Here is a 20,239-nt window from a genome sequence, read left to right as displayed (position 1 = left end):
GGCACACAGAACCACCGAACGACCGAACCGCCGCGACGTCGAAACGGCGAACCGCCGCAACGTCGAGACGTCGAAACGCACCACTCTCGTTGACGCTATCTTGCAAGGCATGCTAGCTTGTGTCACATGATAGATGACGTCACTACGCAACTGCGCAGGGGCGTCGTCGAATTCTGCGTTCTCGGCTTCCTGTCGGCGCGCCCGATGTACGGCTGGGAGCTTTCTTCCGCGCTGATTGAACGCGGCCTCATCGCGAGCATCGGCACGCTCTACCCGCTACTCGGGAGGCTGCGAGACCGCGGCCTCATCGTCACGTTCGAGCAGCAGGACAATGGCGAACCCGATCCGACCCCCGACGCCGGAGTCGCAACGCCGTCGGGCGGCCCGACGCGCAAGTATTACAGGCTCACTCAGGAGGGCGAGTCCCACCTCGCGGCCTTCCGCACCCAGTGGGGGCCATTCACGCAGAACGTCACCGAGATACTTGAGAAGGGGCTCGAATCATGAGTAACGACGACACGACGAACGATCGTCGGCACACTCCGTTGACAGCTGACGATGAACGAACCGCCTATCTAGCAGCACTCGACGAAGCCATCGGCGGGCTGCCCCACAGGCTAGCTGTCGAACTCCGCGCCGGGGTGGGCGAAGAGCTCGCCTGCCTCGAAGGTGACGAACTGCGCGCTCGGATCACCGCACTTGGGGACCCCATTGAAGTCGCCAGCGCCGCCGCGATCGCAGGGCGCGATGAGGGGCCGGGAACCAGCGCCTCGCCTTTCGCCGGCTACAGCACAAACCTTCCCCCGGCTCATGTTGGAGCCGCTGCCTTGCCTGACCAGGCGGCAGGATCTCGCTCCGCCGCCCCGACACAGCTAGCGCCTCAGCCGGCGCAGGTACGGGCCCTCTCGGAGACCCGCGGCTATGCAGTCGCAGGCCTCATCACATTCGGAGTAGGCGGCATCGTGCTGCCAGTCATTGGCTGGCTTGTCGGCTGCGTACTCGTTGCCACAAGTGGGTTCTGGCGGATCAGTGAGAAAGTTTGGGCGATCATTTTCCCACCACTTGCGTTGCTTATCCTGGCTCTCCTCTCCTGGCTCTTCAGCACGGTGGCGGGCGGGCAGGATTCGGCGAATCCGCTTCTCCCCGGCCCTCACGCGTCGATACTGGTCACACCGATACTGGTCGCACCGTTGACCGCCGTCTGGCTCCTCCTCAGACTCCGCAGCAGGCGCATTCCCGAGGATGCCCAGGGGTAATACGTTCAGGCAGGAAGCTGGCGCAGAGGCTGCCCGCGCAGCGCTCGATTCCACAGTCGACCCCTCAGCCGATTCCATGCACTGATTGGAACCGGATAGGTTACGCTGAGCACATGACGAACACACGCACCGTTACCCGCTCACGCACCTTCCGCGGCGCGACCGCAGCTGCCCTGCTCGGCGCTGCGGCGCTCGTGCTGACAGCATGCTCTGGCAGCGCCTCCGTCGCCGATACGAGCTGGGGAACGCTCGATACCCGCGGCGAACCGGCAATGACGTTTACCGCAGACGGCAAGGCCTTCGGCACTGACGGCTGCAACATCGTTAACGGCACGTGGACCGAGGAAAAGGGCAAGGTTACATTCGGGCCGCTCGCTTCGACGATGATGTTCTGTGAGGGCGTCGACACGTGGCTGACTGGCGCATCGACCGCCGTCGTCGAGGGCGACAAGATCTCGTTCAGCGATGAAGAGGGCAAGAAGATCGGCTCGCTCAAGAAGACCGAGTTCACTGCCCCCGAGTAGGTCGCAGCCGGGCGGCATCGCTCAGGAGCAACGCAAGAGGCGGGGTGAGGATCTGATCCTCACCCCGCCTCTTGCGTTGCGCGCCCAGCCCACCAGCGGGACGTTGAACTGTTCACCGGCGCCCGGCGAACGACTTACTCAGTTACCAAGCGACAGCCAGCGCCACGTTCAGCACCGAGAGCCCCAGGATCGCGCCAAGCACGCCACCCGAGACGTTCTCCTTCTTCTTGAAGACCAGGGCGAGCACGATGATCGCGACGAGCACGATCGTCTTCACGCCGATCTTCATGTTGTTCGGAGAGCCTCCCATTGCGTACATCATGCCGACGAGGCCAAGGCCCGTCGCAAGCATGAGCCAGGCGCTGTGCAGGATGCCGCCCGATACCTTGGCGACGCCCTCCTTAACCTTGGGCAACTGTGCGATCGTCGCGCCAGCGACGCCTGCGAAGCCAACGATGTGCAGGATCAGCAGGATGTTTCTCAAAATTTCCATCGTGTATTCCTCCCGTGTAATTGCGAATGTGTGTGGGTGTCGGCGCTACGGCCGGAACGTGTGAGGCCAAGCGGGCAGGGCGTCGAGCTCATCTCTCCTGCCCGCCTGGCAAAGCGCGGGTCTAGTGGAAGAAGTGCCGCTCACCGGTGAAGTACATCGTCACACCGGCCGCCTGAGCCGCCGCGATGACCTCTTCGTCGCGAACCGAACCTCCCGGCTGAACGACGGCGCGAACACCGGCGTCGAGCAGCACCTGCAGGCCGTCAGCGAACGGGAAGAAGGCGTCGGACGCAGCGACAGCGCCCGCGGCACGCTCACCGGCGCGAGAAACCGCGAGGCGGCACGAGTCGACACGGTTGACCTGCCCCATGCCAACGCCGACCGAGGCGCCGCCGTTCGTGAGCAGAATGCCGTTCGACTTCACTGCGCGGCACGCTCGCCACGCGAACTCGAGCTCCGCGAGCGTCTCTGGGTCGGCTGCCTCGCCGGCGGCGAGGGTCCACTCGGCTGCGGGTGCGAAGTGGCGGTCGGCGTCCTGGATCAGGAAGCCGCCGGAGACCTGCTTCAGCTCGACAGGGTTCTGCGCGTACCCCTCAGGCAGCACGAGCAAGCGCACGTTCTTCTTCTGTGCGAGGATCGCCAGCGCTTCAGGCTCGAAGCCAGGCGCGATGATGACCTCGGTGAAAATCTCTGAGACTGTCTTGGCCATACCCTCGGTGACGACGCGGTTGGCCGCGATTACGCCACCAAATGCGGAGACAGGGTCGCATGCGTGCGCGAGTTCGTGTGCGGCAGCGATCGGGTCGGCTGCACCCTCTGGGGCGACAGCGACGCCGCACGGGTTCGCGTGCTTGATGATGGCGACCGCGGGGCGCTCGTGGTCAAACGCTGCCCGCAGCGCGGCGTCGGCGTCAACATAGTTGTTGTACGACATTTCCTTGCCGTGCAGCTGGGTCGCCTGGGCGATCCCCACACCCTCGTTCTCGCTGAACAGTGCGGCACGCTGGTGGCTGTTCTCGCCGTAGCGCAGCACCGACTCGCGGAGGCCAAACACCTCGTAGCCGACGTAACCCTCGCTCGTGGCGAAGATCGCCGCGACCTCGTCTTCTTCGGGGGCCTCGAGTTCTGCTGCCGCGGGGGCATCCTCCCAGCCTGCGTCCTGCTGGTCGAGGAACCAGTTCGCGACCGCACCGTCATACTGCGCGGTGTGCACGAATGCCTCGGTCGCGAGCGAGCGGCGAAGCGCGAGGGTCGTGCCACCGGCCTGAATCGCCGAGATGACCTCGTCGTAGCGGCCGGGCGAGACGACGATCGCCGCATTCGCATGGTTCTTCGCCGTCGCACGGACCATCGCTGGGCCGCCAATATCGACGTTCTCGACGATGTCAGCGGCGGGCTTGCCTGCTGCGACAGTCTGCTCGAACGGGTACAGGTTCACGACGACGAGCTCGAACGGGGCGAAGCCGAGCTGCTCGAGCTGCGCGCGGTGGTCCGCGAGGCGCAGGTCGGCGAGCAGGCCCGAGTGCACCGCCGGGTGCAGCGTCTTCACGCGACCGTCGAGTGCCTCAGCGAACCCTGTCACCTCGGCAACGTCGGTCACTGCGTGGCCAGCCTCGCGAATGGTGGCGGCAGTCGACCCTGTCGACACGATCTCGACGCCGGCAGCGGCAAGCGCTGCGGCGAGATCGAGCAGCTTCGTCTTGTCGCTCACAGAGATGAGCGCGCGCTTCACCTCGATGAGGTCGCGATGCTCGTACAGGCTCGGGTCGTGGCTCTGGACTGCCATGGGGCTCCTTGAATTCGTGCGGTGTGGGGGCTAAAAAGTCGTGGCTACGGGGTGGGCGCAGCGGCTGCGGCAGCGACGGCGGCGAGGTCGAGCGACCCGTCGGCGATCTCGCGGACGGTTCGGACGAGCAGTGGTCGCTCCTCCTGTTTGATGCGCTCGTGAAGGTCAGCCTCCGCCTCCCCCTCATGCACGGCGACGACCGCCTGTCGCAGCACCGGGCCCGTGTCGACGCCCTCATCGATGATGTGCACGGTGACGCCGGTTTCGGTTGCGCCAGCGGCGAGTGCGTCACGCACCGCGTGCGCGCCCGGGAACAGGGGCAGCAATGCCGGATGCGTGTTGATGAGCCGCGGCGAGAAGGTGTTCACGAACGCTGCCGGGAGAATACGCATGAGGCCCGCGCTCACCACGAGGTCAACGTCGTAGTCCTGGATCGCTGCCGCGAACGCGGCCCCCCAGTCGGCGCGGCTCGCGTAGTCGGCCGGTCGAACGACAAAGCTCGGGATCGCGGCAGCCGCGGCGTGCGCGAGGCCTGCAGCGTCGGTGTCGGCGCCGACGCACACGATCTCAGCTGGAAAATCAGGATCTGCCGTCGCCTCGATGAGGGCCTGAAGGTTGCTGCCGCCACCTGAGATAAGAACCGCGAGTCTCAACACTCACCCAGTCTACTCGCTGTGTAGATGTGTGGAGGCCCGCACGACGAGCCTCGCGCTCGCGTTTCTGGCTCAATTGCATTGCCGAACCCCACACCTCGCGCCCGCCAGGCCCGGCGGTAAGCTCTCCCCATGCTTCTTCACGATCTCTTCGGCCTGACCGGCCGCACAGCACTTGTCACCGGCGGAAGCTCGGGTATCGGCCGAGCGATTGCCGAAGCGCTGGCTGGCGCAGGCGCACACGTCGTCATCGCAGCACGGACCGTCGAAGGGCTCGAGCGGACCACCGCCGAGGTCACGGCGAACGAAGCCGTCAGCGCTGCGGGCGGAGAGGTGTCCTGGCTGCGAGCCGACCTGACGAACCGGGCTGGCGCGCATGCGCTCGCTGACGCCGTACTTGAGGGGCACGGTCACGTAGATATCGTCGTGAACTCGGCTGGCGTGAACATCCGGCCACCGCTTGGCGAGCTGACCGAGCCCGAGTGGGACACGACAATGGCAGTGAACCTCGAAGCTCCTTTCGTACTCGGCCAGCGGCTCGCCCCGGCGATGCTTCAACGCGGCTACGGCCGCTTCATCCACATCAGCTCGCAGCAGGCACACAGACCATTCGCCTCAAGCGGTGCGTACGGGGTGTCCAAGGCGGCCGTAGAGGGGCTCGCACGGTCGCAGGCCGAGGCGTGGTCGGCGGGCGGAGTGACCGCGAACTCGCTCATCCCAGGGTTTGTGCAAACCCCGCTGAACACCAGGCTGAGCTCGGACCCGGAGGTCGTCGCGGCACTTGCCGCTCGCACGCTTGTCGGGCGCAACGGACTTCCCGAGGACTTCGCTGGCGCGGCAGTCTTCCTCGCGAGTCCCGCCGCCGCGTACATCACAGGCCAGTCGCTCGCAGTCGACGGCGGCTTCTCCGTGCACTAGTTTGCCGGGGGTGGTCCGTCCTATCACCTGGGATCTGCAGTTCATATGCCTGCGTCTCACGGTTGCGCAATACCAACTGCCGATCCCAGGGATACGAGCTGTGGCCGATCCCAAGTTACGACGGGACGCTCAACCTGCCACGTGGAGCACTTCGTGTGCCCGGGCCACGGGCTGTGTGATCGCGAAGTGCCGCACTTCTTGCTCAGCCCAGCGCTCCCAATGCGGAATAAAGGTCTCACCGTCGCGGGCAAGCGCACGTTCCCGTCGCAGCGTTGCCGGGCACTCCACCCACACCGCGTACGCAGAGCCAAGTGAACGGGCGGCAGCGAGGGCCCGCGCGCTGATAGAGCCGCACCCTTCGACGATGAGAGGCGCAGACCTGTCGAACTCGACTTCGGGTGTGAAGCTCTTCGCGTACCAGTCATAGCGGCGGTAAGCGCCCGACAGCAGGAGCGCCGGGACCGCGGCGCTGCCCGCGGCAAGCCCATCCCATCCAGGGTAGAGCTCGTCCATGCCGACGATGTGCGGGCGCTCCCATCCGTTTGCCTCGCGTGCGCTGGCGAGGGACTCGGCGAGTGAGGTCTTACCCGATCCTGATCTGCCGTCGATGAACAGCACCCGTGGCCAGCCAGATGGGTCGCCATTCTGACCCGTCGCAGGGAGCCGGCCAGCGCCCAGCCGGCCCTCAAGCCGCGCAGCGAGCGCATCCGGCCCGCCGCAGGCAAAAGGTTCCGCGCCCGCGCCAATCGCGGGAACGGTGAGTTGACCGCTCACCCCGCGACCCGCCCGTCGCTCATCCGCAGAACCCTGTCGGCAATGGTCTCGGCCTCGCTCTCGTCGTGGGTGACGAGAATCGCTGTGGTCGCCGTCTTGCGCAGCAGATCGGCGAGATCGACGGCGAGCCTGTCGCGCAGCTCGCGGTCGAGCGCGGAGAGCGGCTCGTCGAGCAGCAGCAGTCGCGGGCTCGGCGCGAGCGCGCGTGCGAGGGCGACGCGCTGGCGCTGACCGCCGGAGAGCTCGGTGACTGGGCGGTTCGTGAAGCCCCCGAGCCCAACGAGTTCGAGAAGCTCAGCGACTCGTGCGTCGCGATCCGCACGCGGCCAACGCTTCACCCGCAGGCCGTACGCGATGTTCTCCCCGACCGAGCGGTGAGTGAAGAGCTGGCCGTCTTGAAACACAAGCCCGAACTCGCGGCGGTGCGGGGGGACACCGACGAGATCCTCTCCCGCCCAACTGACGACGCCTGACGTCAGCGGCTCGAGCCCGGCGATAGCCCGCAACAGCGTCGACTTCCCGCAGCCAGAGGGGCCGAGCAGGGCGACGACGTCGCCGCGTGGAACGCCGAAGGTCGCGTCGCGCACGACGACCTCGTCACGGCGGTATGCGACGCTGACGTCTGCGACGTTCAGCCCGCTCACGACCCCAGTGCGTGCCTGTGCTGTCACCAGCTTCCCCCTACTCCGCTGTCTACCCGCCAGCGTTCAGCTACGACCATAATGCCCGCTGCAATCGCCCCAAGCACCACTGAAGCGGCGAGCGCCATTCCGTAGCTCGCGGGGTCTGGGCTGCCGACGAGTGCCGCGATCGCGACTGGCAGCGTCTGCGCGTCGGGGCGCACGAGAAATGCTGTCGCCCCGAACTCCCCGAGCGACACGGCGAACGCGAATCCGAGCGCGAGGCCAGCCGACCGACCGAGCAGCGCGAAATCAATCGTGCGCAAGACGCGCAACGGTGAGGCCCCGAGCATCATTGCGGCCTCTCGGGTACGTGGATCAATCGACCTGAGTACGGGCGTGAGCGTGCGCACCACAAGCGGCAACGCGACGAGCGCCTGCGCGATCGGGATAAGCACGACTGAGGTGCGCAGGTCGAATCCAATTCCGAGCGGCTTGTGCATCGTGAGCAGCAGCCCGAACCCAAGTGTCACCGCAGAGATCCCGAGGGGAAGCATGATCGCTGCGTCGTAGACGGCGATGCCCCGGCGCAGCGCCGCTGAGCGAGGCCGTCGCGACACGATCAGCGAGACAAGCATCCCGAGCGTCACCGCGATGAGGGTCGCGACGCACGCGATCCCGAACGAGAGCAGCGCCGCGTCGACGACTGACCCGTGCAATGGCGAGCGCTCAGGCGGGTCGAAGAGTGCTCGATAGTTCGCGAACGAGATCCCGACACCCCGCGGCCCCTGGAGCGACCGCCACACGAGCGCGCCGATCGGCAGCACGTGCAGCAGCAGCACTGTGACGCCGAACACCGCCAGAACTGGTGCGTCCGTTCTGCGCGGTGCACGCACCTCGACGCGAACCTCCTGGGCGCGTTCGTTTCGGCTCCGCAGCAGCGCCGAGACGATGAGCGCGAGCGCTACAATCGCGAACTGCACAAGCGACAGCACGGCCGCTGAGCGCAGATCGAGAAACTGCACCGTGAGCCTGTATACCTCGGTCTCGATGTTCGCGAACTCGCGCCCGCCAAGAATCAGCACGACGCCAAACGAGGTCGCGCAGAACAGGAACACGAGCGCCCCGGCAGATGCGAGCGCCGGGCCGAGCGCGGGCAGCGTGACCGTACAGAACACCCTCACCGGGCCTGCCCCGAGCGTGCGCGCTGCCTGCCCCTGGCGGGAGTCCAGCTGCGCCCAGTAGCCCCCGACTGTGCGCGCCACGACGGTGACGTTGAAGAATGCGAGCGCGAGCACGACGACCACGAGCGACCTGTCGAGGCCAAGCCAGTACAGGGCTCCCCCGGGCCCGAACAGTGCGGTGAACGCGACGCCGACGACGACGGCAGGCAGCACAAACGGCACTGTGAGTAGCGCCCTGAGCACCGCGCGCCCGCGGAACTCAAGGCGGTAGAGCACGTAGGCCGCGGGGACGCCGAGCAGGATCGCGACGACAGTCGCGAGGCTCGCCTGCACGAGCGTGTTCTGCAGCACCCGCCAGCTGCGTTCGAGCCCGAGCACCTCCGGGATGCCGCCGAGGTCGAGCTGCCCGCCGCTCGTGAGACCCGTCGCGACGAGCGCGATGACAGGCCAGAGGAAGAAGACCCCGACGAAGAGCACAGGAATCGCCGCTGCGAACCCCCAAGCGAGGGGCCCGAGCGGGCGACGTGAGCGTGCACGCACCGCGACTTCCTCTGACCTGTATCGTGCTCTGTTAGAGCCCGACGGCGTCGCCGAGCGTCCGCAGCCAACCGTCGAGGCCCGCCTGGATCTCGGCTGCTGGCAGGTCGTGTGTCTGGCCCGACTCTGGCAGCGGCGCGAACTTCGCCCAGCTTGCGGGCAGCTCCACGTCTTCGTCGACAGGGTACATGTACATGTTGTCGGCGATGCCTGACTGGAACTCCTCAGAGAGCAGGTACTCAACGACGGCGCGCGCTCCGTCTGGGTTCTCGCTGCCCTTGAGCACGCCAGCGTATTCGACTTGCTGCGAGCAGGTGTCGAGCAGCGCCCGCGTATTCGATGCGCTCTCGACGTCGTTCACAGTGAACGCTGGCGACGTCGAGTAGGAGACGACGATCGGCCTGGTGCCTGTCTCGCTCACGCCGGTAAACTCCGTGTTGTAGGCCTCGGTCCAGCCCTGCACGGTGCGGGCGCCGTTCGCTTCGAGGCGCTTCCAGTAGTCAACGAAGCCGTCCTCGCCGAACGCTGCAATCGTCGCGATCATGAACGAAGCGCCCGTGCTTGATGCCGTGGGATCGAGCAGCACGGTGAGGTCCTTGTAGGCGGGATCCGCGAGGTCGTCGAGCGTCTCCGGCTCTGCGATACCCTTCTCCGCGAACCACGCGGTGTCGATGTTTACGCATGTCGCCCCGCGGTCGACCGGCACGAGCGGCACGCTGCCCGATTCCGCACTTTCGGCATCGAGCTCGGTGGCGAGCAGGAGGCCGTCGCCCTTCAAGAGACTTGCCGGAACCGGCAGCGCTACGTCGTTCTCGATCAGGCGGGAGGCGAGCGTATTGTCGACGCCAAAAAACGCGTCAGCAATCGGCGCCCCCTTTGTGAGCACAAGCTTGTTCGCGAGTTGGCCGCCGTCGCCAGCAGTGAGAACTTCGACGTCGTAGCCTGTCGCCGCGCTCGCGAGCTGTGAGAACTCGTCGCCGTCGACGAAGCTGTCATGGACGACGAGCGTGACCTTCGCCGAGTCGCCGTCTTCAGCGCTCGAATCCTGGCCCCCAGCGCAGCCAGTGAGGGCGAGCATGGCGGCGAGTGGGAGCGCGATAAGCGCAGCCGATGTGTAAGAGCGTGCACGTGTACGCATAACGAGAAGAGTCCTTCCTCCGCTGGCATGAACCAGATCAGGTTGAACGGTCGGAGCACGCGTGCTCCCTCTCAGCCCCGCGCGCCGGGACTCCCGTGGATTGCTCCCTCAGCCTAGCCCTTACGGCCGGGCCAGCGCCAGCCGGCCCGCTTCTCGTCGCCACCGCGGTCTGCGTCGAGATCGACGTTGTCCCAAGAGTAAGCCTCGACGAGGGCTTCCTCGTCGATTTGAGCGTCGACGGCTTCGCTCGCGGTCGCCTCCTTTGCGGGATGTGCGGTAACGGCTTCGACAGGTCCCGTCGCCGCGTGCTGATCGAAGAGCTCGGCGTCTGGTTGGGGGACGTCCACGCTACCCGGATCCGCGTCCGCTGAATCCACTCCCGCTGGATCGGCGTCGCGCGTATGCCCCCATGCCCGGTCGCTAGCCGGCGCCCAGGCGCTGTCGCCCGGCATGCCTGGCGTACCCTTGAGGTCGGGCAGGATGTCGGTGTCACCATCGACATCGACATCGAACTCAAGCGGCTCGGTGAGTTGATCGTCGACGCGGCTCCCCGCCGAGGCTCGCGCGTGCGGGACGAGTGGCGACACTGGCGCGAGCCGTTGCTCGTCCTCGACGGGATCTTCTTCTGACGCCGTCCTGGCAGGAGCCTGGCGCACTGTCGCTGGGTCGGGCTCTCCGCCGAGTGCAATCCCTCGATCAGGGTCGGCAGCGGCCCCGTCGTCCCCAAGTCCGAGACGCGCGGCGACCTCGCCTGGCCCTGCGACGACCCGCCGGGCGATATCGGCGCGCGCCGCGAGCGCACCAAGTAGGCAGCCAACCCCGAGCTCCGCGGCGGCAAGGCCCGCGGCCCGCCAGACGTCGGGTCCAACGTCTGCGAGCCGCCCCGGCCCGAGAGCGCCGGTCGCCGTCCAGTTGAGCAATGCGATGGTGAGCCCTGCGACGATCACGGCCCCTGCGATCTGAGCGCCCAAGCGTGCCATGGACTGGCGGCGCGCCACGTCGCCGAGCCCGATCCCAACTGCAAGCCCGAGGAGCACGAGGAGAAGCGGAGCGAGCACCGCGACGCTCCCCCACCCGTCAGGGATCGCAGCGAGCACCGGAATGCCTGGCATCGGGCCGAGCAGTTGCCCGAAGGGCGAAGCCGAGCTGCCGATACCGACGGCGAAGCCGGAGCCTGTCAGCCACGCACCGCTCCAGATCACGAACACGGGCAGCAGCGCGAGCTGCAGGAGAAACATCAGGATCGTGCCGGCCAGGTCAAGCTGCAGCGCCTCTGACGCGCCGATCACCAGCGCGAAACGGCCGAGCAGCGAAAACGTGAATCCGAGCGCGGCGATCCCGATGTATGCCGCGACAAGCGCTGAGGCGAGCCTCAAGGCCTGCCCCGCCACACGGGGAACGACAGCAGGCCGCGGGATCCGAAGTCGCCCGAGCCCAGCTTCGATCCCGCTGACCGCCGCGATCCACCAGGGGTGTTCGTCGCGCGCTGCCCGGGTGAGGTAGGCAACCCCAGACGGTGTGCCGTAGACGATTGCTGCGCACCCAGCGGCGGCCGCCCAGCCCAGACCGACCGCCACCTCGCCTCCCGGAGCAACCGCGGAGGCGACGACCGCTGCGACAGCGCCAAACCCGAGTGCGCCGCCGAGCACGCCAACTCCGCCAGCGCCGCCACGAGCACCGAACCGCCAGCCCGCACGCGCTGCGAAGACAACCGTTGCGAGAGTGAGCCCGAGCGGCGCGAGTGACACCGAGAACGTCAGCGCCTCAGGGGCGAACCCGAGCACCTGCATGGCTTCGGCCGAGATCTCGGCGGTGAGTGGCACGAAGTGAGCGAGCAGCCACGCTGCGCCAGCTCCGCCGAACACCGCGCTCGGTTCGGCGGCAAGGCCGAAGCCGAGCCACCACACGAGGAACGCGTAGGCAGCGACCGCGAGCAGCGACGCCAGCGCGACCGCGACGGCCTCAATCGTTGCGACAACCCCGGTCAGTATTGCTCTCATCGTCCGAAAGTCTACCCGGCGACACGCACACGGCTACCAGGCTGCAGCGACCGCCCGGTGTGTCTCGAACAGCGGCACCGTCGTGCCTTCGGGCGCTCGCCCGAACCCGCACTCGGTCGCGACGCCGAAATCGCGCGACAGCACCTGGGTGGCTGCCGCGATACGTCGAGTGGCGCCCTCAACTCCGTCCTCGCGGTGCACGAGACCAAGGTATAGCTCAGTCGTCGCGGGCACGTTCAGCTCGGCGAGCGGACCGAAGAACTCGGTGTCGTCTCGTTCGATCGGAACCGGGAGGTGGAGCCAGGTGAGGTCTCGCTCGGCCGCGGCGGCGACCGCGTTTGCAAACCGGGTGAGGTGTGCGGCATCGCGCGGTTCGACGAAGTGCTTCTCAGCGACGTCTCCATAGCAGAGGTGGACGCCGACCTCGACGTCGAGCGGCACCCTGTCGATCTGCCGGGCAAGCCGCTCGCTGGTCGCATCCCAGACGTCGCCGAACCACTCGTAGCGGTCACCGGTGTGCGCGGTGAGCCCCTCAAGAATTGCAAATTCGAGCGCCGCGTCCCACTGAATCGCGAGTTCATCGCCCGGAATTGTGGCGACAATCTCGGCAAGCTCGGCAGCGAGCGCGCGCTCGTAGACGGGCTCGAATGCCTCGCGGTCCGCAGCGAGCACGAGGCTTGCGACGACGCCGAGCGGTGTGGGCAGGGAAACCTGGAAGCGAGTCTTCGCGGGGATGACCCCGGCGGCTTTCAGCCCGCTAAAGGTGCGCCAGGATTCGACGGCCGCTGCCGCGTATCCGAGCGGCGGCAATGTGACATCCGCCGCCTGCACGCCCTGCGCGAGCTTCACGGGGCGAATGTCGAGCATGCGCATCGGGATCGGCGTGTCACCGACCCGCTCAATGCCCTCGGCTGCGCCGAGCCTATCTGCCTGGAAGAGGATCCAGTGAAAGCGCTCCCCAACCTCGCCGTCGGGAATCCTGCGGAGGAGGCCCCCGAGTTCTTCGGCGGCGACGCGCATCGTCTGCTCCGCGTCGTCAAAGTTGATGCTTCCCACGAGGTGGGCTCCCTGGACCTGACTGTCGCTCATGCTTCAAGTATCCCCGACAGATCCCCCACACTGTTCCGTGTTGCGAATCGTGACGGGTCCGGCGCCCGCCCCTGGGCGGAGTGTCGCTGCGGTCATCGAGCGTGTCAGCGCGGGGCGCCCACTGCGGCGACCTCCACGCGCGAGGTTCCCGCAAGCATTCGCGAGACCGGGCATCGTGCGTGGGCGGCTGCCGCCAGTGCCTCAGCTTGCGGTTCCTCGATCCCGGCAAAGAAGAGCTCCGCGCGCCCGGAGAACTCATACCCGTCGCCCGCCCCGCGCGCGTGCAGCGAGATCTCGACACGCGCCGAAACCTCGACGCCAGCTCCCGCAACGACGCGCGCCGCCGCGTTCAGGCACGTCGCCCACGACAGCGCGAGGAGTTCCTCGGGGTTCGTCGTTCCCGCGGGGGCAGAGCCAGCGCCAGTCGGAGGAGACGCGACAGCGACAGTCAGTCCACCTTCTGCTGTGCTCTCGCCGTTAACACCCGTCGAGTTTCGCGCGACAGCCGTGTACAGGGCCGGGCCATGGCCGGGTGTTTCCGTGGTTTCTCGGTCGTTCACCTGGACTCCTTTCGACAGTGGTCTCATCCACATTACCCACAAGTTAGACGCAGTCCAATAAATGTGTCATGCTTGCAGGGTTGTCCAGGCCGGCCCCGACAACCACACACCGCCTCCATCCCTCCCCGAAAGTCCGACTCACCGAGATGCACGCACGATGACCGCTCCAACAGCTCCCGCCGTGGAGTTCATTCATGTCACCCGGAGCTTTGGCACAGGCGCACAGGAAGTGAACGCCCTGACAGACGTTTCCCTTGCTGTGCCACGAGGCGCCGTATTCGGTGTCGTGGGCGAGAGTGGTGCAGGCAAGTCGACACTGCTTCGCATGATGAACGGACTCGACCACCCCACGAGCGGCCGCGTCCTGTTCGACGGCATTGACCTCGCGACGCTCACCCAGCGAGAGCTCAACGCCGTGCGCCATCGGATCGGCGTCGTCTTCCAATCGTTCAACCTCGTCGGCAACCTCACGGTGCGCGACAACATCGCGCTTCCCCTCAAGCTACAGCGAGCCAGAGGCACCGACGCCGCGCGTCGCGTCGCTGAGCTCGCCGAGTTCGTCGGGCTCGGGCCACGCCTTGACCACTACCCAGCCCAGCTCTCCGGCGGCGAGAAACAGCGCGTCGCAATCGCGCGTGCCCTCGCGACGAACCCAACAATGCTGCTCTGTGACGAACCGACCTCTGCGCTCGACACTCACACGACAGGAGAGATCCTCACCCTGTTGGGCGCCACCCGGTCTGAGTTCGGAACAAGTATCGTGCTGGTGACACACGAGCTCGACGCCGTGAAGCGCAGCTGCGATTCGGCAGCGATATTCGAAGCGGGCGAACTGCGAGACATCATCCGGGTCGAGTCACACGCTGACTCACGGGAACTCAGCTACGTCGAGCACGTGAGAGCGGAGCTCCGCCGATGAATGCGATCCTCACGGAGTTCCAGCGAGTGTTCGCCGAGCACGGAGCCGAGATCGCCACAGCGATGGCTGAGACGGGCTACATGGTGCTCACGTCCATCGTTGTCGCCGTACTCATCGGGCTGCCACTCGGCGTCGTCATCACGCTCACCCGCGCAGGCGGAATCCTCGAGAACCGGGCCGTCTGGCTCATCGCCGACCTGTACGTCACCGTGTTTCGGTCGTTCCCCTTTCTCCTGTTCGTTGTGTTCATGATCCCGCTCACGCGCCTCGTGTTTGGCACAAGCTTCGGAACCGTCGCCGCGACATTCCCGCTCGCCTTCGTCGCAGTCGCGATCTATGCGCGCCTCACGGAGCAGATCCTCCTCGAGCTACCGAGTGGCCTCTGGCAGGCCGCGGCTTCGATGGGCGCGACAGTGCCACAAACAGTCTTCCGGTTTCTCCTCGTCGACGGCCGCTCAGGCCTCGTGTATGCGCTCACCTCGGCGACTGTGAGCTTCGTGTCGTACTCGACAGTGCTCGGCGTGGTCGGTGGCGGCGGTATCGGGGACTTCGCGATGCGTTACGGCTACCAGCGATACGACTTCACCCTTATGTACACCACGATTCTGCTCATCGTCGCCTGCGTCGTTCTGCTGCAGGCCACCGGCCTCAGGATCTCGCGCGCACTCGACAAGCGTTAACCGGCCGATGGCATAGCCACGGCCCGAAAGGAGACACACAATGATTCGCTCGACACCCTCCAAGCACCCGAGGCTCATCACGGCCGCCGCCCTCGCAACGGCGATGCTGGCGCTTGCCGGTTGCGCGGCAACCCCAGGCGCAGACAGCACTGCCGATGACACCTCCGGCACACACGTGCTCAAGGTTGCCGCGACGACAACTCCAATGCCCGAAGTCGTGCGTGCCGCTGCCGAGGCAATCGAGGAGCCGTACTCAATCGAACTCGTCGAGGTCGCGGACTACGTGCAGCCGAACACGATGCTCGCCGCAGGCGAGCTCGACGCGAACTTCGTACAGCACCCGCCGTTCATGGAAGACTTCAACGCCGCAAACAACGCGTCGCTCGTCGCGATCGAACCCGTGTATCTCACCGTTGTCGGCACGTACTCGAGCAAGCACGAGAGCATGGAGGACATCCCTGAGGGCGGCCACATCGTCGTTCCACAGGATCTCTCGAACCAGTCGCGCGCGCTACAGATGTACGCGAGCGCGGGGCTCATCAAGCTCGACCCAAAGGTCGATAAGTGGGAGGTCACGGTGAAGGACGTCGTCGAGAACCCTCAGAACCTCCAGTTCACTGAGGTAGATCTCATGCAGTTGAACGCGGCGTATCCAGAGGCCGACGGCGTCTTCCTGCACGGCACGTTCGCACGCCAGCTTGGGCTCGTGCCGGGAGAAGATGCGATTGCTGTTGAGCAAGACCCGCAGTTCGCGGTGTCGCTCGTGAGCCGCGCAGACAATCAGAACTCGCCAGAGGTGAAGGCCCTCGCACGGGCGTTCCACAGCGACGAAGTGCGCGCCGTGCTCGAAGAGTTCGACGTGCCTGCAGCCTTCTAGCGCTGACGCGGCCGGAGTGCCGGGCTGGCGCCGGGCATGCCTCGCCGCCGCTGGAGGTCGCCCCGAACCCGCGCCGCCAAGGCCTTGCCTCTCGGCTCGCCTCGCCGGTGCACACGATCCTCGCAAAACCACACGTTAAATACTTGAATTAAGGGGCGGTTTTGCGAGGATCGTGTGCATTTGCGGGGCAGATCGGCACGAGCAGGGCCGGCACCCCGGCCCGGGGGCCAGCGCTGGTGGGGCTACTCAACCGGAATCCCCAGGACGCACAGGACCCCGCAGGCAAATGCCTGCGGGGTCCTGTGCGTAATCGCTGCGCGTTACAGCTGTGCGAAAGCCCGACGCAGTGGCATCGGCGCTGGTTCGCCTGCCACTGACGCGGTAGCGCCAGCAGCGTTCGCGGTCAATCGCTGCGCGTTACAGCTGTGCGAAAGCAGCGCGCAGCAGCTCGGCGGTCTCGGTCGGAGTCTTACCGACCTTCACGCCTGCGGCCTCGAGGGCCTCCTTCTTCGCCTGAGCGGTGCCCGCCGAGCCCGACACAATGGCGCCAGCGTGGCCCATCGTCTTGCCCTCGGGAGCGGTGAAGCCCGCAACGTAGCCGACTACAGGCTTCGTGACGTTCGCCTTGATGTACTCGGCTGCGCGCTCCTCAGCGTCGCCACCGATCTCACCGATCATCACGATTGCCTTGGTCTCGGGGTCGTTCTCGAACGCCTCGAGCGCATCGATGTGCGTTGTTCCGATGACGGGGTCGCCACCGATACCGATTGCGGTCGAGAAACCGAGATCACGGAGCTCGTACATCATCTGGTAGGTGAGGGTACCCGACTTCGACACGAGACCGATCGGGCCCTTGCCGGTGATCGTCGCAGGCGTGATGCCTGCAAGCGCCTCGCCCGGGGTGATGATGCCGGGGCAGTTCGGGCCGATGATGCGAGTCTTGCCACCGGTGGCCTTGGCGTGAGCCCAGAGCTCAGCCGAGTCCTTCACGGGCACGCCCTCGGTGATGATCACGAGCAGGCCGATGCTTGCATCGATTGCCTCGATCGCCGCATCCTTTGTGAAGGCGGGCGGCACGAATGCGACCGAAACGTCGGCTCCGGTCTCAGCCATCGCCTCAGCAACCGTCGCGAAGACGGGAAGCTCGACTGCGTTGCCGTCAGCGTCAACATGCGACACTGTCGTGCCTGCCTTGCGGGCGTTCACGCCACCGACGACCTGGGTGCCGGCAGCGAGCATGCGCGCAGTGTGCTTTGTGCCTTCGCCGCCGGTGATGCCCTGGACGATGACCTTTGAATCCTTGTTCAGGAAGATCGACATAGTTCTGTAATTCCTTCTAGTTCCAGGGGGCGGTTCAGCGTGCGTTGGCGAGCTCGGTGGCCTTGTCGGCGCCCTCGTCCATCGTGGCGGCCTGGGTCACGAGCGGGTGGTTCGCCTCGTTGAGGATGCGGCGCCCCTCCTCAACGTTGTTGCCGTCGAGGCGAACAACAAGGGGCTTGTTCGCTGCGTCACCGAGCTTCTCGAGCGCGCCGACGATGCCGTTTGCGACTGCGTCACACGCGGTGATTCCGCCGAAGACGTTCACGAAGACCGACTTCACCTGCGGGTCGCCGAGGATGACGTCAAGGCCAGCAGCCATAACCTCAGCCGATGCACCGCCGCCGATGTCGAGGAAGTTCGCGGGCTTCACGTTGCCGTGGTTCTCGCCAGCGTAGGCAACGACGTCAAGCGTCGACATCACGAGGCCTGCACCGTTGCCGATGACACCAACCTCGCCGTCGAGCTTCACGTAGTTGAGATCCTGAGCCTTGGCCTTCGCCTCGAGCGGATCCTCGGCTGCCTTGTCCTCGAGCTCAACGTGGCCCGGCTGGCGGAAGTCAGCGTTCTCGTCGAGCGAGACCTTGCCGTCGAGTGCGACGATGTCGCCCTCGCCTGTGAGCACGAGCGGGTTGACCTCGACGAGGGTTGCGTCTTCACCGACGTAAACCTCGTAGAGCTTCTGGAAGACGGGCACGACCTTGCCGACGAGCTCCTCAGGGAACTTCGCCGCACGTGCGATCTCCTCGGCCTTTGCCGCGTCAATGCCGGCGATCGGATCGATCTCGATACGCGCGAGAGCCTCGGGCTTCTCGACTGCGAGGACCTCGATCTCCATGCCACCCTCAACGCTGCACAGCGAGAGGTACGACCTGTTTGCCCGGTCGAGCAGGACTGAGAAGTAGAACTCCTCCTTGATGTCAGCGCCAGCGGCAACCATGACGCGGTTGACTGTGTGGCCCTTGATGTCGAGGCCGAGGATTGCCTGCGCGGCCTCAAACGCCTCGTCGGGGTTCTTTGCGACCTTCACGCCGCCAGCCTTGCCGCGACCGCCGACCTTTACCTGAGCCTTGACGACGACGACGCCACCAAGCTTCTCGGCTGCTGCACGCACCTCCTCGGGGGTGTCAGCGACGATGCCGGGGAGCACCGGCACCCCGTATCGTTCGAAAAGATCGCGTGCCTGGTACTCGTACAGATCCACGTACTGTCCTTCTGCTTGGGATGTTTGGTTACCCGAGGCAAAAATGTCTCGATGTCGAGAGAAATGTCGACCGTTTGCCAGTCTAACACCGGTGTCTCGGTAGATTCAGCCGTGGCGCTCAGCTGTAGACGCCACCCGGCGATCGCGGCCGCGAACGGCGGCAACGATTCGACTGAACCAGCATTTAGGCACCCACGGTTCAAGCGATCCAGGCGAATCAGCGCCTCCATACCGTAGGAAATCGCACTCTTTACGCGACACGGCTTCGGCAGCGCATAGTGGGGATCAAATCCGCAGGATCGCGCAACCGCAGCGGCCCGTTTTGGCTCCCGCCCAGTCAGCCCACCCGTGCAGCAGGTCAGCCCACCCGTACGGCAGGCCAGCCTGCCAGCCGTCGAGCGGTTCGGCTCGTCTTACGCGATTGGCGTGATTCTCGGCACCGTCATTCCCGCAATTCCATAGATTCGCTCGGAGGCGTGGGCAAAAGCGTGCACGAGCGCCCCGTGTGCAGCTGCCTCGTCCCCCAGTCGGGCCCCAACGATCGGCACTTCCGCTGCCAACCGAATGCGGCGCGACACCGCCCGCCCCAACGGCACGAGGAACTCGTCGTGGGCACGCGAGAGCCCTCCCCCGACAACGACCTTGCCCGGGTCCACTGCCATAATCAGCGTTGCGAGCGAATGCGCAAGCTCCTCAGTGAATGCGGCGAGCTCCTGAATAGCGGCTGGCTCGTCGTCTCGGACCCGCTGGAACAGCTCTGCTGCACCGGTTCCGTGGGCCCAGCGGATCTCACCGGTTTCGGGGTCAACGCCCCGAACCGCCAGGCGGCCAATATCGCCCGCGGCGTTGTGCCGCCCCCGCCTGGGCTTCCCGTCAAGTATGAGGCCCATCGCGATACGGTTTCCCACCGACAGGTACAGCACGTCGTCGACAAGCTGGGCGGCGCCGAGCTCATGTTCGGCGACTGCCGCCAGCCGAACGCCATTGTCGACGACAACGGGGGCACCCAGCGCGACGGCCAGCCGACTGCCAACATCAACCCCAGACCATTCGGGAATGACGACTGACGTCACCACGCTCCCCGCCTCGTCAACGATGCCGGGGAGCGAGAGCCCGACCGCGCGAAGCCTATCGAGCGGGAGTGAAGCCTCCTGGAAGGCCGCCTTCACCTGCAGTGTCACGGTGTCAAGTTTCGACGCCCCGTCGGCGACCGTTCCGACGCCGCCACCCGCGTGGTCTGCAATCACTGTTCCTGCAAGGTCTGCGATGACGACACGTATGCTCGCCTTGCCCACGTCAACGCCCGCAACGTAGCCGGCGGGCGCGTCAAGCTCGTATCGGCGCGACGGCCGACCAACCCCGCTGCCTGCAACCGTGGTGCGGGTGATGTCAGCCGAGGCCGTCAAGACTCCGAGCACGTTCTCGACAGAGGTTCGTGACAGCTCGAGTGCCTCGGCAATGCCGTTGACGGAGTCTGGGCCGCCGTCGCGAAGCTTGAGCGCCACTCTCGCCGAAATTGACGATGAGTTCGCTTTTGCCACGGTGCACCTCCAAGCGCTGAGTTCGCGGGCCAGCGTTGGCACCGCACAGTGGCCATTATCCTAGCCAACACCCCATGCCCAAGGTCGAGAATATGGCCAATATGCCCTGCCCGTGCCAGAAAAACTGAACCACATCTTCCCGTGTTTACGGGGACACAGATCGAATATT

Annotated in this window: 20 protein-coding genes and 1 riboswitch; of the genes, 7 read left to right on the top strand and 13 right to left on the bottom strand. The window is 66.0% G+C overall.

The window, feature by feature from the left end:
- Positions 1-126: 126 nt before the first annotated feature.
- The 3 genes from KI794_RS05420 (at position 127) to KI794_RS05410 (ending at position 1,780) form a co-directional block, all read left to right on the top strand.
- Entirely contained in the window at positions 127-507 is a 381-nt protein-coding gene (locus KI794_RS05420; protein ID WP_119281454.1) for a PadR family transcriptional regulator, read from the top strand.
- Positions 504-1,256: a hypothetical protein gene (locus tag KI794_RS05415; RefSeq protein WP_255809395.1), complete on the top strand. Its 753-nt coding sequence runs from the start codon at positions 504-506 to the stop codon at positions 1,254-1,256. Before KI794_RS05420 ends, KI794_RS05415 begins: the two co-directional genes overlap by 4 nt.
- 113 nt (positions 1,257-1,369) lie before the next feature.
- Positions 1,370-1,780 carry an META domain-containing protein gene (locus tag KI794_RS05410; protein WP_255809394.1) on the top strand — a complete coding sequence of 137 codons (411 nt, stop codon included), beginning with the start codon at positions 1,370-1,372 and terminating at the stop codon, positions 1,778-1,780.
- 142 nt (positions 1,781-1,922) lie between these two features.
- On the opposite strand, the gene KI794_RS05405 is transcribed toward KI794_RS05410, so the two are convergent.
- The 3 genes from KI794_RS05405 to purN all read right to left on the bottom strand — a co-directional run bounded on the left by KI794_RS05405 (position 1,923) and on the right by purN (position 4,715).
- Positions 1,923-2,273, bottom strand: coding sequence for a hypothetical protein (locus KI794_RS05405; protein ID WP_119281457.1), 351 nt, complete (start codon positions 2,271-2,273; stop codon positions 1,923-1,925).
- Positions 2,274-2,394: 121 nt separating this feature from the next.
- Positions 2,395-4,059 carry a bifunctional phosphoribosylaminoimidazolecarboxamide formyltransferase/IMP cyclohydrolase gene (gene purH / locus KI794_RS05400; protein ID WP_255809393.1) on the bottom strand — a complete coding sequence of 555 codons (1,665 nt, stop codon included), beginning with the start codon at positions 4,057-4,059 and terminating at the stop codon, positions 2,395-2,397.
- Between the two features lie 44 nt (positions 4,060-4,103).
- Entirely contained in the window at positions 4,104-4,715 is a 612-nt protein-coding gene (gene purN / locus KI794_RS05395; protein ID WP_119281459.1) for a phosphoribosylglycinamide formyltransferase, read from the bottom strand.
- Positions 4,716-4,844: 129 nt separating this feature from the next.
- On the opposite strand from purN, the gene KI794_RS05390 reads away from it, so the two are divergent.
- Entirely contained in the window at positions 4,845-5,630 is a 786-nt protein-coding gene (locus tag KI794_RS05390) for an SDR family NAD(P)-dependent oxidoreductase (RefSeq protein ID WP_119281460.1), read from the top strand.
- Between the two features lie 129 nt (positions 5,631-5,759).
- On the opposite strand, the gene KI794_RS05385 is transcribed toward KI794_RS05390, so the two are convergent.
- The 7 genes from KI794_RS05385 to KI794_RS05355 all read right to left on the bottom strand — a co-directional run bounded on the left by KI794_RS05385 (position 5,760) and on the right by KI794_RS05355 (position 13,532).
- Positions 5,760-6,404 (bottom strand): hypothetical protein, encoded by a 645-nt coding sequence (locus KI794_RS05385; protein WP_255809392.1) that lies wholly within the window; start codon positions 6,402-6,404, stop codon positions 5,760-5,762.
- Positions 6,401-7,075, bottom strand: coding sequence for an ABC transporter ATP-binding protein (locus KI794_RS05380; RefSeq protein ID WP_370647862.1), 675 nt, complete (start codon positions 7,073-7,075; stop codon positions 6,401-6,403). The genes KI794_RS05385 and KI794_RS05380 overlap by 4 nt, the downstream gene beginning before the upstream one ends.
- On the bottom strand, positions 7,072-8,748 hold the full coding sequence (locus tag KI794_RS05375; RefSeq protein ID WP_255809391.1) for an ABC transporter permease: 1,677 nt from the start codon (positions 8,746-8,748) through the stop codon (positions 7,072-7,074). The genes KI794_RS05380 and KI794_RS05375 overlap by 4 nt, the downstream gene beginning before the upstream one ends.
- Before the next feature lie 31 nt (positions 8,749-8,779).
- A complete protein-coding gene (locus KI794_RS05370; RefSeq protein WP_255809390.1) occupies positions 8,780-9,883 on the bottom strand; it encodes a thiamine ABC transporter substrate-binding protein in 1,104 nt (367 codons plus the stop codon).
- Positions 9,881-9,990, bottom strand: a riboswitch (TPP riboswitch). It overlaps the preceding gene by 3 nt.
- 6 nt (positions 9,991-9,996) lie before the next feature.
- On the bottom strand, positions 9,997-11,883 hold the full coding sequence (locus KI794_RS05365) for a cell division protein PerM (protein WP_255809389.1): 1,887 nt from the start codon (positions 11,881-11,883) through the stop codon (positions 9,997-9,999).
- 33 nt (positions 11,884-11,916) lie between these two features.
- Complete coding sequence (locus tag KI794_RS05360; protein ID WP_119281464.1) at positions 11,917-12,972, bottom strand: hypothetical protein; 1,056 nt, start codon at positions 12,970-12,972, stop codon at positions 11,917-11,919.
- 104 nt (positions 12,973-13,076) lie between these two features.
- A complete protein-coding gene (locus KI794_RS05355; protein ID WP_255809388.1) occupies positions 13,077-13,532 on the bottom strand; it encodes an OsmC family protein in 456 nt (151 codons plus the stop codon).
- 157 nt (positions 13,533-13,689) lie between these two features.
- Here KI794_RS05355 and KI794_RS05350 point away from each other — a divergent pair, with 157 nt between their 5' ends.
- The 3 genes from KI794_RS05350 to KI794_RS05340 are packed head-to-tail and all read left to right on the top strand — an operon-like array spanning position 13,690 to position 16,008.
- Positions 13,690-14,451, top strand: a complete 762-nt coding sequence (locus KI794_RS05350; protein WP_255809387.1) for a methionine ABC transporter ATP-binding protein — start codon at positions 13,690-13,692, stop codon at positions 14,449-14,451.
- A complete protein-coding gene (locus KI794_RS05345) occupies positions 14,448-15,131 on the top strand; it encodes a methionine ABC transporter permease (protein ID WP_119281467.1) in 684 nt (227 codons plus the stop codon). The genes KI794_RS05350 and KI794_RS05345 overlap by 4 nt, the downstream gene beginning before the upstream one ends.
- Positions 15,132-15,171: 40 nt before the next feature.
- Positions 15,172-16,008, top strand: coding sequence for a MetQ/NlpA family ABC transporter substrate-binding protein (locus tag KI794_RS05340; protein ID WP_255809386.1), 837 nt, complete (start codon positions 15,172-15,174; stop codon positions 16,006-16,008).
- 417 nt (positions 16,009-16,425) lie between these two features.
- On the opposite strand, the gene sucD is transcribed toward KI794_RS05340, so the two are convergent.
- From sucD to KI794_RS05325, 3 genes are all read right to left on the bottom strand, one after another.
- A complete protein-coding gene (gene sucD / locus KI794_RS05335; protein WP_119281469.1) occupies positions 16,426-17,328 on the bottom strand; it encodes a succinate--CoA ligase subunit alpha in 903 nt (300 codons plus the stop codon).
- Positions 17,329-17,362: 34 nt separating this feature from the next.
- Positions 17,363-18,529 carry an ADP-forming succinate--CoA ligase subunit beta gene (gene sucC, locus KI794_RS05330; RefSeq protein WP_255809385.1) on the bottom strand — a complete coding sequence of 389 codons (1,167 nt, stop codon included), beginning with the start codon at positions 18,527-18,529 and terminating at the stop codon, positions 17,363-17,365.
- A gap of 413 nt (positions 18,530-18,942) precedes the next feature.
- Positions 18,943-20,070 (bottom strand): ROK family transcriptional regulator, encoded by a 1,128-nt coding sequence (locus KI794_RS05325; RefSeq protein WP_119281471.1) that lies wholly within the window; start codon positions 20,068-20,070, stop codon positions 18,943-18,945.
- Between the last annotated feature and the right edge of the window lie 169 nt (positions 20,071-20,239).

It is taken from the genome of Leucobacter aridicollis, from assembly GCF_024399335.1.
Lineage (GTDB): Bacteria > Actinomycetota > Actinomycetes > Actinomycetales > Microbacteriaceae > Leucobacter > Leucobacter aridicollis_A.
The sequence above is the reverse complement of the archived record's forward strand: the minus strand, read 5'-3'. Positions and strand labels throughout refer to the sequence as shown.